Raw genomic sequence first — 15,632 nt, 5'->3', positions numbered from 1 at the left:
TATATAGTGGGAGCTAAAGAAAAGTATTTTTATTAAAATTCAGATAATCAAAAATATTCTGCTCTAATAAAAGATAGATTTAACTCACACAAACCAATCAAAACAAATGATTAATAACCGGTATCTCTTGTGGTGGATTTTCTTCTTCAGCAACGACTTGTCGTGCCACATGCATAATTAACTGACGTAACCAGCGATGGGCTGGGTGATGCTGCAACAAAGGAGACCATGCCATCGTAAGCTCAAACTCAGGAATAAAAAACGGCGGATCTTCCATCATAATGCTGTCGTTATTTGCCTGCATTCTTGCCACACGCGTGGGCAAAGTCGCTATCAAATCTTTATTTGCTGCAAGCATAGCAGGCATTTGATAGTGTCGAGTAAAGACACTGATTTGACGTTTTTGCCCAAGGCGCTGTAGGGCCTGATCGATAGATCCTAGTCCACCAGATTTCTCTGGATTAACCCCAAAACCCACACCCATACCGGTTTTAGATACCCATACGTGCTGTGCTTTAAGGTAGTTTTTCAGATTAAAACGATTGGCATAAGGACTTTCAGACGACAGTAAACAACTAAATGTATCACGCCATACCAAAACCTGATGAAAGCTTTGTGGTATCTCATTAAAACGGTTAATCGCTAAATCAACTCGTCCCTGCTCCATATCTCGATAAGAGACGTCTGATGGAGTCAAAAAGTCCAAAATCACATTAGGTGCTTCAGAACGTAGTGCTTTTACCAGCTTAGGTACTAGGGTCGCTTCAGCATAATCCGATGTCATAATACGAAACACACGAGAGGTACTATAAGGGCGGAATTCGGTACGTGGCTCCAACACTTGAGTCAAATCAGCGAGTATCTCGCGGATACGTGGCTGTAGCTCAAGGGCGCGTTCAGTCGGTGTCATACCCTCAGACGAGCGTACCAATAATGGATCATTAAACAGCTTACGCAAACGGCGCAAGATATTACTCATAGCAGGCTGAGTAATCCCAAGCTGCTCGGCTGCGCGAGTAACGTTTTTTTCTCGTAGCAACACATCTAGATGGACTAATAAATTTAAATCAACCCGCTGCAAATTCATATTTGGTTCTCTTGGCTTTTGAATAAACGCCATATTAAGGCTGGCATTTGTAGTGCTGCTACGGTGATTTGTGCGCTATAACAGCATAATTTCATTATTTTTTACTAATTTTGTTCTGGATTTTTCTATTAGCTATCCATTATAACTCATTAAACCTATCGTAAGACCCTGTTATATAAACATTATATCATACAGAAATACCAAAGATAACTATCATAAATTAGATAAATCTTGGTAAGGTGGTTATAGTGAGTTCTATAAAGGATTTGCAGCATAGAGGACGAACGTTAGGTTCATAAGCTGTTTTTATCCGATTAAATATTATCGCTAAGTAATATATTAATGGTTTTTATCAGTCGTTAAATACGGTTAATTGACCTCATTATTGTAACATCTCTTGCTACCAATTATGACATCACTGCCTATTAAATATTCAGATACCTTTTAGATATATAGTGAGAATCGATGAATATTTATAAACCAGCAATTATTTTCAACTGTTGAGTTCAGCAAACTTCTTGTAATAGCCTAACGGTTTGTTTAGGGTAAATAGAGCTTCGATAGATAAACGATAGACCAAATTTTGAATATTACTTTTTAGTACAAAGGTTTTAGTAAAGCGGATTTTAGTAAAACGACAGACCCATTATTTTAACAATTAACTTATTTGTTTTTACACCCCACCAAGGAGACTATAGATGTCAACTGCATATAAATCAGCGATCGACTTAGTACGTGAATTAAAGCAAAAGCACGGCAACTGGCAGAACATTAGCGAAGTTGATGCTGCACGTATGATGTCACAGAACCGTTTCAAAACGGGTTTGGATATCGCAAAATATACTGCAAAAATCATGCGTCAAGACATGGAAGATTATGACAATGATACGTCTCAGTACACGCAGTCTTTAGGTGCATGGCATGGTTTTGTTGCACAGCAAACTATGTACGCTAAGAAAAAATATTTCGGTACGACTTCTAAAACTTATATCTACCTTTCAGGTTGGATGGTAGCTGCCCTACGCTCTGAGTTTGGTCCACTACCTGACCAATCTATGCACGAAAAAACATCAGTACCTAAACTAATCGAAGAAATCTACACCTTCTTACGTCAAGCAGATGCTAAAGTATTGAACGACTACTTCCGTGAGCTAAACGCTGCTGAAGAAGCTGGCCAAGACACTTCAGCTATCCTAGAAAAAATCGAAAACTTTGATTCACATGTTGTGCCAATCATCGCTGATATCGATGCAGGTTTCGGTAATGAAGAAGCCACTTACCTATTGACTAAGCAAATGATCGAAGCTGGCGCTTGTGCCATTCAGGTTGAAAACCAAGTATCTGACGCTAAGCAATGTGGTCACCAGGCTGGTAAAGTCACTGTGCCACATGAAGACTTCATCTCTAAGCTAAACGCTATCCGTTATGCATTCTTAGAGCTTGGTGTTGAAGATGGCGTTATCGTTGCTCGTACTGACTCTGAAGGCGCATCACTAACGCAAAAAATTCCAGTATCAAATGAGCCAGGCGATCTTGCTTCTAAATACATCGATTTCATCGAAATGGAAGAAGTAACGCTAGAAAATGCTCAAGAAAACGACAGCCTACTTAAGCACAATGGCAAACTAGTACGCCCAGTTCGTCTACCTAACGGTCTATATCAGTTCCGTGAAGAGACCAACATTGACCGTGTTGTACTTGACTGTGTAACTGCTCTAGAAAACGGCGCTGACCTACTATGGATCGAAACACCGACTCCAGACGTAGAGCACATCAAAATGATGGTTGACCGTATTAAAGAGCAACAGCCTAAAGCCAAGCTTGTATACAACAACAGCCCATCATTCAACTGGACGCTTAACTTCCGTAAGCAAGTTATCGCTCAGTGGGAAGAAGAAGGCAAAGATATCTCTGCATACAATAAAGATGACTTGATGAGTGCTGATTACGACGGTACTGAGCTTGATGCAGCCGCTGACGTAGCCGCTAAAAACTTCCAACGTGATGCGTCACGTGAAGCTGGTGTATTCCATCACTTAATCACGCTACCGACTTACCACACGACTGCTCTTAGCGTTCATGAACTTGCTAAAGGCTACTTCGGTGAAGAAGGCATGCTTGCTTATGCAGCTGGCGTACAGCGTAAAGAAATCCGCGAAGGTATCTCTTGTGTTAAGCACCAAGCAATGGCTGGTTCAGACCTTGGCGATGACCACAAAGAAATCTTCTCAGGCGATAACGCTCTGAAAGCTGGCGGCGGCAAGAACACGATGAACCAGTTCTAATAACCGACAGACTAGCAGTATTTATCAAAAAACCGCCCTACATCATGTAGGGCGGTTTTTTATTGCGGTTTAAATAATCAGAGAATGGTAGACTAATAATTGTTTATCACAACCATCGATCAGAGCCATTAGTCAGAATTATTAGGAGCTAATATGCAAGAGATAGAGCTGAAGTTTTTGGTACCAGAGTCACGACTGAAGGGATTAATGCGTCAAACGCACGTTAAATCCTCACAAGTGACACAACTGGCTGCACACTATTACGATACGCCTGACCAACAGCTTGCACAGGCAGGTATCGGTCTGCGTATTCGCAAAGAAGGCGATACATGGGTACAAACCATTAAAGCTGGTGGTGATGGTATCGCGGCACGCTTGGAGCACAATGCCGTACTCGATAATGAGCAAGTACAAATAATGCTCAATAATAATGAGCAAGTACAAATAATGCTCAATAATAATGAGCTGATGCCTGATTTAACGATATATGAAGACACCCCAATCGCTGCAGCATTGGCTGACTTTAAACTCAAAAAGCTAGCAAAGACGCTAACACGACTTTATGTGACTGACGTCGAGCGCACTACGCGGTTGCTAACAGAAAGTAATGAGAATGAAACCGATAACTGTATCGAAATGGCTTATGATCAGGGAGAGATTATTCATGGTACTGATGACTCGCTACGCAAAGCTATTCAAGAGATAGAATTTGAATTGGTGTCAGGAGATTTAGATTTTCTATTTACGACTGCCAAAACATGGTGCAAGCGCTATAAGCTGTGTCTATCTACCGTTACCAAAGCTGAAAACGGTAGCTTACTTATTAACGGACAAAATCACAGTCCAGCAGTCAACGCAAACCTAAGTCAATTGCAAATAGACAAAGACAGCAGCGCACCTGCCTTTATACGTGCGGTCGTACACAATTGCTTATTGCAGATATTACCAAACAGCAGTGCTATCGTCGCTGGCAGCATAGATGACGATCATATTCTACAGTTACGGATTGGTATTGATCGCTTGCGTACTGCGTTGAAAGCATTTACCGACTTCTCTGATGAAATTAATCCTGAATGGCTACCGATACTAAAGCAAACTGCAACCTTACTTAGCGATTACTATCAACTTGCTTATATCAACGCACAGATCGAACCTGAGCTACAAGCATGTGGCGCGCCTGCCGTTGACTGGACGACAGATATCGAAAATATCAAGATCACACCTATCAATACGCTGCAAGCCAATGACTTTCAGATAACCTTGCTAGAGCTGATTGCCTTTACTATGAGCGACCCAAGCATTGAACCTCAGACTGATCAGCTTGCCCGCGATAAGCTAACGAAAATCCTCTCTAAACAATATAAAAAATGCCTTAAAACCAATAAAAAAGCTGACGAAATAAGTGATGAAGTAAGTGACGAAGTAAGTGTTGCTGAGCTTGTGAGCGATGACATCGAGGTAAACACAGACACTGCTGATAATGACCAACCTGAAAGCGAGCTGCTTAATCAGTTAAGAGATTTGCGTTACATCAGTGAATTTTCTACGCCTTTACTAAGTAAGAAAAAAGCTAAAAAGAAAACCAAACGTTGGCTAAAAAGGCTGATAAAAACGCAAAAAGCGTTAGAACAACTAAACGATGATAATCAATATCAGCAGTTCTATGAGTTAAAATCAACAACAGATACTAATGCTTTATATGGTGCGGGTTGGTTTACGGCCATACTGACTGATGACCAGAGTCATATTGATGCACGGTTAGCAAAATTTGCGGACAGCTCAACGTTTTGGTAATAGTAGTATCATTTTTATGAGGGATACTGCTTTCATAAAGTAAACTCACTCAATAAAAAAGACAGCTAGTTATATAACTAGCTGTCTTTTTTTATTGTGTTTAAATAGTTTCTGTCAGCGCCATAGCTAAATGTGCAACATGTCCTAATTAGCCACAATCGTAACAGGCATACCCTCTTCTACTTGCTCAAATAATTCTACAATATCTTCATTACGCATACGGATGCAGCCATGTGATAGCGGAATACTCATTGGTTCAGTATCTGGTGTACCGTGAATATAGATATAGCGCTCATAAGTATCGCAGCCACCTTGGCTATTGCTACCTTTGTTTAACCCTTCTTCAAGACCGCTTAACCAGAGAATACGGCTCAATATCCAGTCACGCTTTGGATGTAGCTCACCAAGATTTGCATCGTATATCTCACCTGTCGGCACACGCCCAACAAATACCGCATTCATAGGCTCGCTACCACCTATTTTTTGTTCAATGATATGCCTACCGAGCGGTGTGCAACCACTATCCTGCTGACTACCAATACCATTCTTTGCAGTGGAGACTACGTATCTCGCAACCTCAGTTTGCTGCTGGTACATCGTCAATGTTTGCTCAGCGATATTAATCACGAGTTGTTTATCAAGCGTCTTATTATTGGTCATAAATGCTTCCGACTATCAGTCATTCATCAGATTACTATCAAGGTTATTAGTAAAATGATTGAAAATTTCTATTATCAAGGGATTGTATCAAGACATTTGGCACCGTAATATAGGGGCACACTTTTTGATGCTAGCAGATTATGACGACTATTTCACCGACACGTGTGTCGATGTATGATTTTTTATATCATGATACCCAGCCTATGCTGTCACTTTTGGCCGATGCGGCACAGCTCTCTCTACCGCAAGCTCGCTTAGGGATGGATGCCAGTCTACAAGCCATCGTAAGTGCGCTGCTCGCCTATCAACAGCGTCATCAGGGACAAGCAGTCAGTAAAAAGCTGTTTGGTCGTAGTGCTGTCAAAGAGTTACGGCAGTATAACTCAATGAACTTTGCCACCATTAGCGCCACACTCTATCATCGTCACGATGCGGCAGATGCCGTATTCAGCGATAATGCCCGTGTCATAAAGGCAAGCGAACATATCGCTGAGAAGATTGATGCATCGATGCAGCAGGCTCAAACTCTACTCACCTCCTTGTGCGTGATTGTGCTGCGTGAATTGGCTATTCTGACAGAATACAGTCAACTAGACAGTGATGAAATCAATAAATGGTTTGCGCTACAACCACAGTTTTTATCAGCAGCCCGATTTAGCCCAGAGCATACGCACACCTTATCTGCTGAGACAGAAAGCAATAGTGACCTGCCCGAATCAACTACTGAAGCTGTTGAAGCGATAGAGAATAACTCAGAGAGTAATGCGGAACGTACGTTATTAAATGCTGAGCAGTTATCAAGCACTCCACCTTCTTTTGATCCTTACTGGTATGAGCTGACCGGATTCAAACCTGAAAACTATGAACCGGTGCAAGACATGCAAATGGCAACAGGCAATTACTTAAAAGCCATTGGACGCTCACCTGATAATCTACAGCAAGGTCGTCACAACGATATGCTGGTATTTACCGAGATGCATGCCGTTGCCTTACCACATCAACGTTGGCTGCTTCAATTAGCCAAAATCTCAGATATCTATCTCAGTCGAAATCGACTGCGCGTTAATTCTGAACCAGCCAATCCACCTAAACCGCCTTTAGTAAGTTTGGGACTAATCGGCGGCAATAACGACAATACACCGACCACCACTAGTGAAAAGCCTATCGAATATGAGGCTTCCACACCACTATGGAAAAATCCTGTCATTCTTATCATCATACTTGTCGTTGGTGTCCTTGGTGCACTCGCTACCTTGAAATACCAATCGCAAAAATCTGACGGTGCAATCCTGGCAACTGAAGAAGTGTTAGAACAAGATGCTATTGATGAGCGTCAACAGCAAGATGTGGCCATTGTAATGGTAGATGAAGACGAACCTGACGTTGTAGAGACAGAAAAAGCTGAGTAAAGCCTTTTACTTTTGAAATAGCTACCCTCAAAGCAACCGTTTTAGCAACCATTTACTAGCCATAAAAAAAGAGACCCTATCAACATAGAGTCTCTTTTTTGTTGTGCGATCTAAGTTACGAATTGACTATAAGCAGCCCAAAAACTTACTTAGATAAATCACGACCACGGCTAGCTTCGATAGCTAGACGTAAGCCATTTAGACGGATAAAGCCTTCTGCGTCTTTTTGATCATAAGCGCCCGCATCATCTTCGAAAGTAGCGATTTTTTCATCAAATAATGAATCGTCAGACTTACGACCAACAACACTCACGCTACCTTTATACAGTTTTACACGAACCGTACCGTTGACGTATTCTTGTGACTTGTCAATCAATGCTTGTAGCATCATACGCTCAGGGCTGAACCAATAGCCATTGTAGATGATTTTTGCATAGCGTGGCATTAGCTCATCTTTTAGATGGGCAGCTTCACGATCAAGCGTTAACGACTCAATACCGCGATGCGCTTTTAACATAATAGTACCCGCTGGCGTCTCGTAGCAACCACGTGACTTCATGCCTACGTAACGGTTTTCAACGATATCTAAACGGCCGATACCGTGTTTGCCACCGATTTCGTTCAGCTTAATCATGACTTCATAAGGCTTAAGTGCTTCACCATCGATAGCAACGATGTCGCCTTTTTCGTATTCTAGTTCTAGATATTGCGCTTCATCAGGTGCTTCTTCTGGGCTGACAGACCAGCGCCACATGTCATCTTCTGCTTCAGTATACGGTTCTTCTAGAACACCGCCTTCATAAGAGATATGCAGTAAGTTAGCATCCATTGAGTAAGGAGACTTTTTCTTATTGCCCGCATAATCGATTGCGATATCATGCTCTTCAGCATACTTCATCAAGCTTTCGCGGCTTGATAGATCCCACTCGCGCCAAGGAGCAATAGTTACTACGTCTGGTGATAAGGCGACTGCACCTAGCTCAAAACGAACTTGGTCATTGCCTTTACCAGTCGCACCATGACTGATAGCATCGGCGTTATGCTCTTTAGCAATCTCAACCAAACGCTTGGCAATCAATGGACGAGCAATAGACGTACCTAGCAAGTACTCACCTTCGTAAATGGCGTTAGCACGGAACATAGGGAATACATAATCACGAGCGAACTCTTCACGCAAATCTTCGATATGGATATGCTTGATACCCATTGCTTGAGCTTTGGCTCGTGCTGGCTCAACTTCTTCGCCTTGACCGATATCAGCGGTAAAGGTGATTACTTCCGCATCATAAGTTTCTTGTAGCCATTTAGCTATGATTGAGGTATCAAGACCACCTGAATAAGCCAAGACGATTTTATTGATATTTTTTGGATCAAGTTGAGCCATGAAGAACTCCCATTATGAAATATAGTTTTAGAAAAGGCGACGATCAAATCGAAAGCAAGTCGAACGATAATTACCTGCTCAGTGTACATCATATTTACTATGGGCAAAAGTCTAACTGCCATAAGGCGTGCGCTTTTGACTTAAATTCTAGTCAACCTCATTTTTGCCACTAGGATTTAAACATCATTTAACGACAAGATATTAATCTTAGCTCGATGAATTATGTACAGATATCTAGCCTTATATTTAGTCAAGTGGGCAAATCTGTTATGATAGACCCACAGTAACACTCCCTTTTGTTTCCTTTATTTGACGATATAGAGCGCTTTGACACTATGACTGATTCGATTAGAGAATTGACCATCCTTCAGCCAGATGACTGGCATATTCATTTGCGTGACGATCTAGCCTTGAGCACGACCGTACCGCATGCAGCAAGCAGCTTCAACCGTGTCATCTGTATGCCTAACCTTGTGCCTCCAGTCAAAAATGCGCAAGATGCGATTGCCTACCGCGCACGTATCATGGAAACTTTGGCAGCAAGTGATTTAAGTCTTGAGCGCAAGTCAGCTTTTGATCCGCGTATGACTCTATACTTAACGGATAATACCACTGCCCAAGATATCGAGTTGGCAGCGCAGTCAGGTATCGTACAAGCTGTCAAACTCTATCCTGCTGGAGCAACTACCAACTCTGCAGATGGCGTCACTAATATTAATGCCTGTGTCGATGTCTTTGAAGCATTAGAAAAATATAATTTGCCATTGCTAATCCATGGTGAGGTAACCCAAGACCATATAGATATCTTTGATCGTGAAAAGCGTTTCTTAGATGAAGTGCTGGCACAAATTATCGTGAAATTCCCTACGTTGAAAATAGTAGTAGAGCACATCACTACCAGCGATGCGGCAGATTTTGTATTGTCGCAAGGCAACCATGTTGCTGCGACTATTACGCCGCAGCACTTGATGTTTAACCGCAACCATCTATTGGTTGGTGGCATCAAACCGCATTTTTATTGCCTACCTATTTTGAAGCGTGAGAGCCACCAAAAAGTGCTATTAGATGTAGCTACTAGTGGTAATCCAAAGTTCTTCTTGGGTACTGACTCTGCGCCACATGCGACAGACAAAAAAGAAGCCGCTTGTGGCTGTGCCGGTTGCTATAGTGCAGCCACGGCGCTGCCTTTGTATGCGACCGCCTTTGATAGTGTTGGAAAAATAGATAAGCTTGAAGGTTTCGCTAGTCGTTTTGGCGCTCAGTTCTATGGCTTACCTCTGAATGAAAGTACGATCACGCTTGTCAACACGCCTATGCAAGTACCGACTGACTATCCTTATTTTGATGGTGCATCATTGACGCCCTTGATGGCAGGTGAGACGCTACATTGGTCAATTAAGGCTTAACGCACGCAAAGCTTAGCCTTCAATAAACGACCTATTATTTTATCCTATGATATTAATGATACCTTTGTAGTAGATTTCTTTGTACTAAAGGTACAGTTAATATCATAGGATGCTTATTTCTTATTTGATATATTAGTACGACTGATAAAAGTGATTTAACTTTATATGACCAATCAAAACATAGCGACCTTGCCTGACGAAGACTTATCACACCCTAAATCTGCCAGTCTTAATGCTACTCTAAATACTTCTCCTAAAGATGCAGCCTCAGCGACAGATGAGCAAGCGCCTATGGCCTTGAAAGACCGCTTTCGCAAGTTCTTGCCTGTCGTCGTCGACGTGGAAACAGCAGGCTTCAACGCCCAGACCGATGCCCTGTTAGAAATTGCCTGCATTCCCGTCTTGCTAAATGAGCAAGGTGTATTTTATCCAGGTGAAGCTTTTAACGCTCATATTGAGCCTTTTGAAGGCGCAAACTTAGAGCCAAGTGCGCTTGCCTTTACCGGTATTGACCCTAAAAACCCAATGCGTAAAGCCATTGCTGAAGATGAAAAAACAGCATTGCGCCGCATCTTTAAAGGGTTAAAAGACGTACGCCGTGATGAAGAATGCCGTCAATGTGTCTTAATTGGACACAATGCCCATTTTGACTTGGCTTTTTTGAATGCAGCTGTGCTACGAACCAATAGCAAAAACCACAATCCATTTCATAACTTTTCAGTATTCGATACCGTTACCTTATCAGCATTAGCCTTTGGTCAAACGGTCCTAGCACGCGCTTGTAAGGCAGCAGGGTTAGAGTTTGATGGTAAAAATGCTCACTCAGCCTTGTATGACACTCAAAAGACTGCTGAGCTATTCTGTCATATACTGAATAGCTATCCCATGTTGGCCAATGCGCTACACAATGAAGACGCGAAAGAAGAGTCAACTGATAGCGACAGTCAATAAGTCACATATCCTATATTGCCAATCATACATAATAGTGCTATTTGTAATACTTGATGACTTTGACATCTTGATTTGGCAATCAATAGGGATATGATTGATATCATAATAAATAGACGGAACTATTTATTGATTACAGACATAGTTGTTCTATTCGATATGAATAACGGTCTGATGATAAAATATCACTCTTAAGCGATGTAGTTATATCCTATAGATGGTTCAAGTTGCTCACACTGTCTTGATAGCAAGCACTATCAAGATTAATAGGAGGGACTTTATTATGGATCCACAGCTCAAGTTATGGGGCACCATTCTCGGTTATATGCTGCTTGCATTGACGATTAGCGCCTGTACTTCTTTATGGATTCGCTATCATTTAAAGCGAAATGACCTACATCCTCGGCGCGCAATTAAAAAAAGATATTTAATTTTAAAAAGACGTAGAAAAAGGCTTGACAGGAAGCGCCGACGCTATTAAAATACGCACCACTTCAGCATAAATGGTGAAAGCAGTTGAAGTGTTGTTACTAGTCCCCATCGTCTAGAGGCCTAGGACACCGCCCTTTCACGGCGGTAACGGGGGTTCGAATCCCCCTGGGGACGCCACTATTTGGCGTCACTTGTTAGCATTATTGCTTAGCATTATATTAGACTAACAAGCGTACCACCAAAACCCAATTCATAATTTATTATGAATTGGGTTTTTTTACGTCTCTCATTAAGAGCCAACTTATTTTTTTAAATAAAAAAGGCCAGCATCAATTGAATGCTGGCTTTTTTTTATTTGACTATCTTATTACGTATAAATATCGCTTTGCTTAATATACAACTTTATTCATATCTAGCGATTACAGCAGTAACCATAGCAACGTAGCCACTATCATCAATCCCAATATCGTCTGGATTAAAAAGAACGCCTGATGCTGCCCTACAACCTTACTTAAAGTGACCCCTAGCGTACTATATTTGACAGGTGGCGTATCGACGTTACCTGTTCTCGTTTGCTCTTCATAGTAGCCCTGCAATATGTCTAAGAACTTCTGCCACTCATTAGAACCCCACTCATACGGCTTAAATGGCATTAACTTTTTAAGCTCAGGCTCTTTAGTCATCCAACGCTCAAGGGTAATTGAACGTAATGACCAACTGGCAAAACGGCGTTTAGTAATTTCAGAAAAATCTAAAATCTTTAATTCTTTATGTCGATCATCTACCAACAAACGATTTTTTAGATTGGTTAGTGCCTGCTCTGAGCCTTCGACACACTGTAAAAAGTAGCCATTGCCATAGCAAAGAATACCTGTGATATTATCTATTTGATTGCGTTCAACCGCGGTCTCTGAGATATCATTAAGCGTGCTAGGACTTGAAAGACCAGTAGAGGTAATCCGGCTTATATATACAAGCTGGCAGAGATCTGGCGTTACTGGATTTGTTGAATCGTTGATTGTTGACAATCAGCTTCTCCCTATTATCAGGTAAATGTCGCTAAAACAATCATACTAACTTCAGAAAAAATATAGAGACAACATAACTAAGCGTAATGAATCGGTCTGATATATTATTGATTTTATAAGTTTTTATATTAATTGTATTAAGTTAGTTACATCATAGGTTAGTTTGGTCATTAAAGCAACCTATTACTGGACATAGGCCCGCTCAGACACAAAAAACATATGTAATAACCATATTATACTCCAAAGTAGATTATATATATTCTCGGTATAGGCTTTAGTAATAGATTATTTTTGGATTCATTAATTTTTAAGAATAGTACAGAAAAGTCTAACGAGGATATAGTGGCTACTGAAGCCATAATTCTTATCATGACCACCATTAAGTATAAAAGGAGTAAAACTGATGCTCGTTAGCGGAAGCAGAGTTGAAACTAAGACTGAAGCGCCATAATCGCTGTTAACAGTACCGCATCATCAGGATAGGTCAGTTTTATATTCTGGCGACTACCAGAGACTAAGCGTATTGGTAAATCTAGTTGTTCAAAAGCACTGGCTTCATCTGTGATACTTAGCTGATGCTCAAATACATGATTTAGGACTTTTTTCAATTGACCTAAGCGAAAAACTTGCGGGGTTTGTGCTTGCCACATGTTGCTACGATCCATGGTAGATTTGGCATAAGAGTGTGCATGACTCTCTTCTGTAGTTGTAGCTTGCTGATAGGAAGCTTTTAACGTATCGGCCACTGGTGTCGCTAGAATAGCGCCGTAGGGCTCCAGCATCGCTGCTTCAATCACTTGATCGATATCTGAACTTGGTACAGCGGGACGTGCTGCATCATGAATAAGCACCAAATCTGAATCATCAGCACCTGTCTGACTAACTGCCTCAACGCCCGACTGTACTGACTGCCAACGCTCTGCTCCGCCGACTGCATAGCTTATAGGAAGGGCAAACTCTAATTGTTGCGCCGTGCTGTCATCGGCTGATATGACCAATAGACACTTATCAATGTAATCGCTACAAGCAAGTCGTGCCACGCTATGCTGCAATAGCGTCTGACCTTCTAGCATTGTATATTGCTTGGCGATAGACGCACCAAAACGGCTGCCGCGACCAGCTGCGACGATCATGGCATGTATATTAGGGGTTGTATTCATAGTAGTGTACTCATGGTTTGAGCCCATGACAGTATATGTAAAGAGGAATAAAGCAGGTGTCAAGTATGATGAATGGTGTCAAATAACAACATTATGATGCTGCATCATGAAAATTAATTCATGTCGTGAAGAATAGTGTATTTGTAAAAGCTAGTGTATTTATAAAGCTAATAGTTGCTATGCGTGGTTGGTGCGGTGGATACTTGGACAAAAGTCTCATTGGGTTTGATTAAACCTAAATCTAAGCGAGCATGCTCTTCTACGGCCTCAAGTCCCGTTTTTAAATCTTGAACATCGGTGCGTAGTAAGTTGTTTGCTGCAACTTGATTGTCATTCAAACGTTGTTGCTCTTCGATTTGAGCTGTCAACTTATTATGCTCAAAGCGGCCATTTTCACCCAACCAATACTGATATTGCAATCCTAAAAGTACTGCAACGGCTAAAGCAAGTAGTATAAATTGGCTAAAATATTTCATAAGGTGATAACGCCAAACGGTATAAAAGAGGATAGTAAATTTTAAGCTGATTAGGCGATATACAAATGATTATATATCGCCTAAATATTGACTTCAGCTGATGAGTTTAGGCTTTTTAGCGTATATTACTTAACGTATACTATACGCCAAAGATCCAGTCAAACTTTTAGCCACGTAGACCAATAAACTCTTCACGGCCACGGTAGCTTGCACGTACTTGCTGCTCGATACGTAGCAATTGGTTGTACTTCGCTACGCGGTCTGAACGGCATAGTGAGCCAGTTTTGATCTGACCAGCAGCGGTACCAACAGCCAAGTCTGCAATGGTGCTGTCTTCAGTTTCACCTGAACGATGTGAAATGATAGTTGCATAGCCATTTTCCTTAGCCATATAAATCGCATCTAGCGTTTCTGACAAGGTGCCAATTTGATTAAATTTAATCAAAATAGCATTGGCAATATGCTTATCAATACCTTCTTGCAAGATTGCAGGATTGGTCACAAACAAATCATCACCAACCAATTGAACTTTATCGCCAATCTGCTCGGTCAAATACTTCCAGCCGTCCCAATCTGACTCATCAAGACCATCTTCGATAGAGATAATAGGATACTGACGTGCTAGCCCAACTAGATAGTCTGAGAATCCTTGGCTATCAAAGGCTTTATTACCTTCGCCTGCTAAGACGTATTGACCGTTTTTGTAAAATTCACTAGCTGCACAATCTAGCGCAAGATGAATATCTTCACCAGCTTTGTAGCCAACCTGCTCAATCGCTTGCATGATAACCGTGATGGCTTCTTCGTTGCTACGTAGGTTCGGTGCAAAACCACCTTCATCACCAACGGCAGTGTTTAAACCTTGTGATTTCAATACAGACTTTAAGCTATGGAAAATCTCTGTACCAGCACGTAGCGCTTCTGAGAAGCTTGTGAAGCCTACAGGCTCAATCATAAACTCTTGGATATCAACCGTGTTATCCGCGTGCTCACCACCGTTCAAGATGTTCATCATTGGTACAGGCATGGTCAACGACGTTTGATTACGTAGATTGGCAATATATTGATGTAATGGCAGATTCTGTGACTTGGCTGCCGCTTTGGCCGTAGCAAGTGACACAGCTAGCATGGCGTTAGCACCCAAGCTTTCTTTGTTTTCTGTACCATCTAGCGCAATCATGGCATCATCAATCGCCTGTTGCTCAGTCACATCTTTGTCAATCAAGGCACTGCGGATTTGACTGTTGACATTAGAAACGGCTTTTTTGACGCCTTTACCCATAAAGCGGGTCTTGTCGCCATCACGTAGCTCAAGCGCTTCACGTGAGCCTGTTGATGCGCCACTTGGAGCAGCAGCACGGCCGACAGTACCGTCAGCTAAGATAACATCAGCTTCGATAGTTGGGTTGCCGCGCGAGTCTAAAATTTCACGAGCGCGAATGTCTTTAATTGCGGTGACGTTGTTGGTTTCTTCAGCGTACATAATGTCTGTTAATTCCTTTGGTCATGCCAAGTTTGTGAGATAAATAACGGCAGCTAGCATACAAAAAAGATAAAGCAAAA

12 protein-coding genes and 1 tRNA gene are annotated in these 15,632 nt (G+C 41.6%); 6 read left to right on the top strand and 7 right to left on the bottom strand.

What is annotated here, in order from left to right; all coding sequences use genetic code 11:
* Positions 1-97: 97 nt before the first annotated feature.
* Entirely contained in the window at positions 98-1,087 is a 990-nt protein-coding gene (locus tag CXF62_RS04460; protein ID WP_102078583.1) for a LysR family transcriptional regulator, read from the bottom strand.
* Between the two features lie 698 nt (positions 1,088-1,785).
* On the opposite strand from CXF62_RS04460, the gene CXF62_RS04455 reads away from it, so the two are divergent.
* Positions 1,786-3,372 carry an isocitrate lyase gene (locus CXF62_RS04455; RefSeq protein ID WP_101206309.1) on the top strand — a complete coding sequence of 529 codons (1,587 nt, stop codon included), beginning with the start codon at positions 1,786-1,788 and terminating at the stop codon, positions 3,370-3,372.
* Positions 3,373-3,525: 153 nt separating this feature from the next.
* Positions 3,526-5,166: a CYTH and CHAD domain-containing protein gene (locus tag CXF62_RS04450; protein ID WP_102093076.1), complete on the top strand. Its 1,641-nt coding sequence runs from the start codon at positions 3,526-3,528 to the stop codon at positions 5,164-5,166.
* 144 nt (positions 5,167-5,310) lie between these two features.
* Here the strand turns inward: CXF62_RS04450 and CXF62_RS04445 are convergent, their stop codons facing one another.
* A complete protein-coding gene (locus CXF62_RS04445; RefSeq protein ID WP_102093075.1) occupies positions 5,311-5,826 on the bottom strand; it encodes a L,D-transpeptidase in 516 nt (171 codons plus the stop codon).
* A gap of 140 nt (positions 5,827-5,966) precedes the next feature.
* Between CXF62_RS04445 and CXF62_RS04440 the strand changes: the two genes are divergently transcribed.
* Positions 5,967-7,235 (top strand): hypothetical protein, encoded by a 1,269-nt coding sequence (locus tag CXF62_RS04440; RefSeq protein WP_102093074.1) that lies wholly within the window; start codon positions 5,967-5,969, stop codon positions 7,233-7,235.
* Positions 7,236-7,380: 145 nt separating this feature from the next.
* Here CXF62_RS04440 and CXF62_RS04435 read toward each other — a convergent pair whose 3' ends face one another.
* Positions 7,381-8,619 carry an argininosuccinate synthase gene (locus tag CXF62_RS04435; RefSeq protein ID WP_057761167.1) on the bottom strand — a complete coding sequence of 413 codons (1,239 nt, stop codon included), beginning with the start codon at positions 8,617-8,619 and terminating at the stop codon, positions 7,381-7,383.
* A 335-nt stretch (positions 8,620-8,954) separates the two neighbouring features.
* Here CXF62_RS04435 and pyrC point away from each other — a divergent pair, with 335 nt between their 5' ends.
* The 3 genes from pyrC to CXF62_RS04420 all read left to right on the top strand — a co-directional run bounded on the left by pyrC (position 8,955) and on the right by CXF62_RS04420 (position 11,582).
* Complete coding sequence (pyrC, locus tag CXF62_RS04430; protein ID WP_102093073.1) at positions 8,955-10,025, top strand: dihydroorotase; 1,071 nt, start codon at positions 8,955-8,957, stop codon at positions 10,023-10,025.
* Between the two features lie 291 nt (positions 10,026-10,316).
* Positions 10,317-10,976: a ribonuclease T gene (gene rnt / locus CXF62_RS04425; protein ID WP_102093081.1), complete on the top strand. Its 660-nt coding sequence runs from the start codon at positions 10,317-10,319 to the stop codon at positions 10,974-10,976.
* A gap of 530 nt (positions 10,977-11,506) precedes the next feature.
* Positions 11,507-11,582, top strand: a tRNA-Glu gene (locus CXF62_RS04420).
* 242 nt (positions 11,583-11,824) lie between these two features.
* On the opposite strand, the gene CXF62_RS04415 is transcribed toward CXF62_RS04420, so the two are convergent.
* The 4 genes from CXF62_RS04415 to eno form a co-directional block, all read right to left on the bottom strand.
* On the bottom strand, positions 11,825-12,433 hold the full coding sequence (locus CXF62_RS04415) for a BLUF domain-containing protein (RefSeq protein WP_102093072.1): 609 nt from the start codon (positions 12,431-12,433) through the stop codon (positions 11,825-11,827).
* A gap of 431 nt (positions 12,434-12,864) precedes the next feature.
* On the bottom strand, positions 12,865-13,593 hold the full coding sequence (gene ispD, locus CXF62_RS04410) for a 2-C-methyl-D-erythritol 4-phosphate cytidylyltransferase (protein ID WP_228153163.1): 729 nt from the start codon (positions 13,591-13,593) through the stop codon (positions 12,865-12,867).
* 167 nt (positions 13,594-13,760) lie between these two features.
* Positions 13,761-14,069: an FtsB family cell division protein gene (locus CXF62_RS04405; RefSeq protein WP_057761172.1), complete on the bottom strand. Its 309-nt coding sequence runs from the start codon at positions 14,067-14,069 to the stop codon at positions 13,761-13,763.
* A 166-nt stretch (positions 14,070-14,235) separates the two neighbouring features.
* Entirely contained in the window at positions 14,236-15,552 is a 1,317-nt protein-coding gene (gene eno / locus CXF62_RS04400) for a phosphopyruvate hydratase (RefSeq protein WP_102093070.1), read from the bottom strand.
* Between the last annotated feature and the right edge of the window lie 80 nt (positions 15,553-15,632).

This window comes from Psychrobacter sp. MES7-P7E (genome assembly GCF_002863645.1).
Taxonomy (GTDB): Bacteria; Pseudomonadota; Gammaproteobacteria; order Pseudomonadales; family Moraxellaceae; genus Psychrobacter.
The sequence above is the reverse complement of the archived record's forward strand: the minus strand, read 5'-3'. Positions and strand labels throughout refer to the sequence as shown.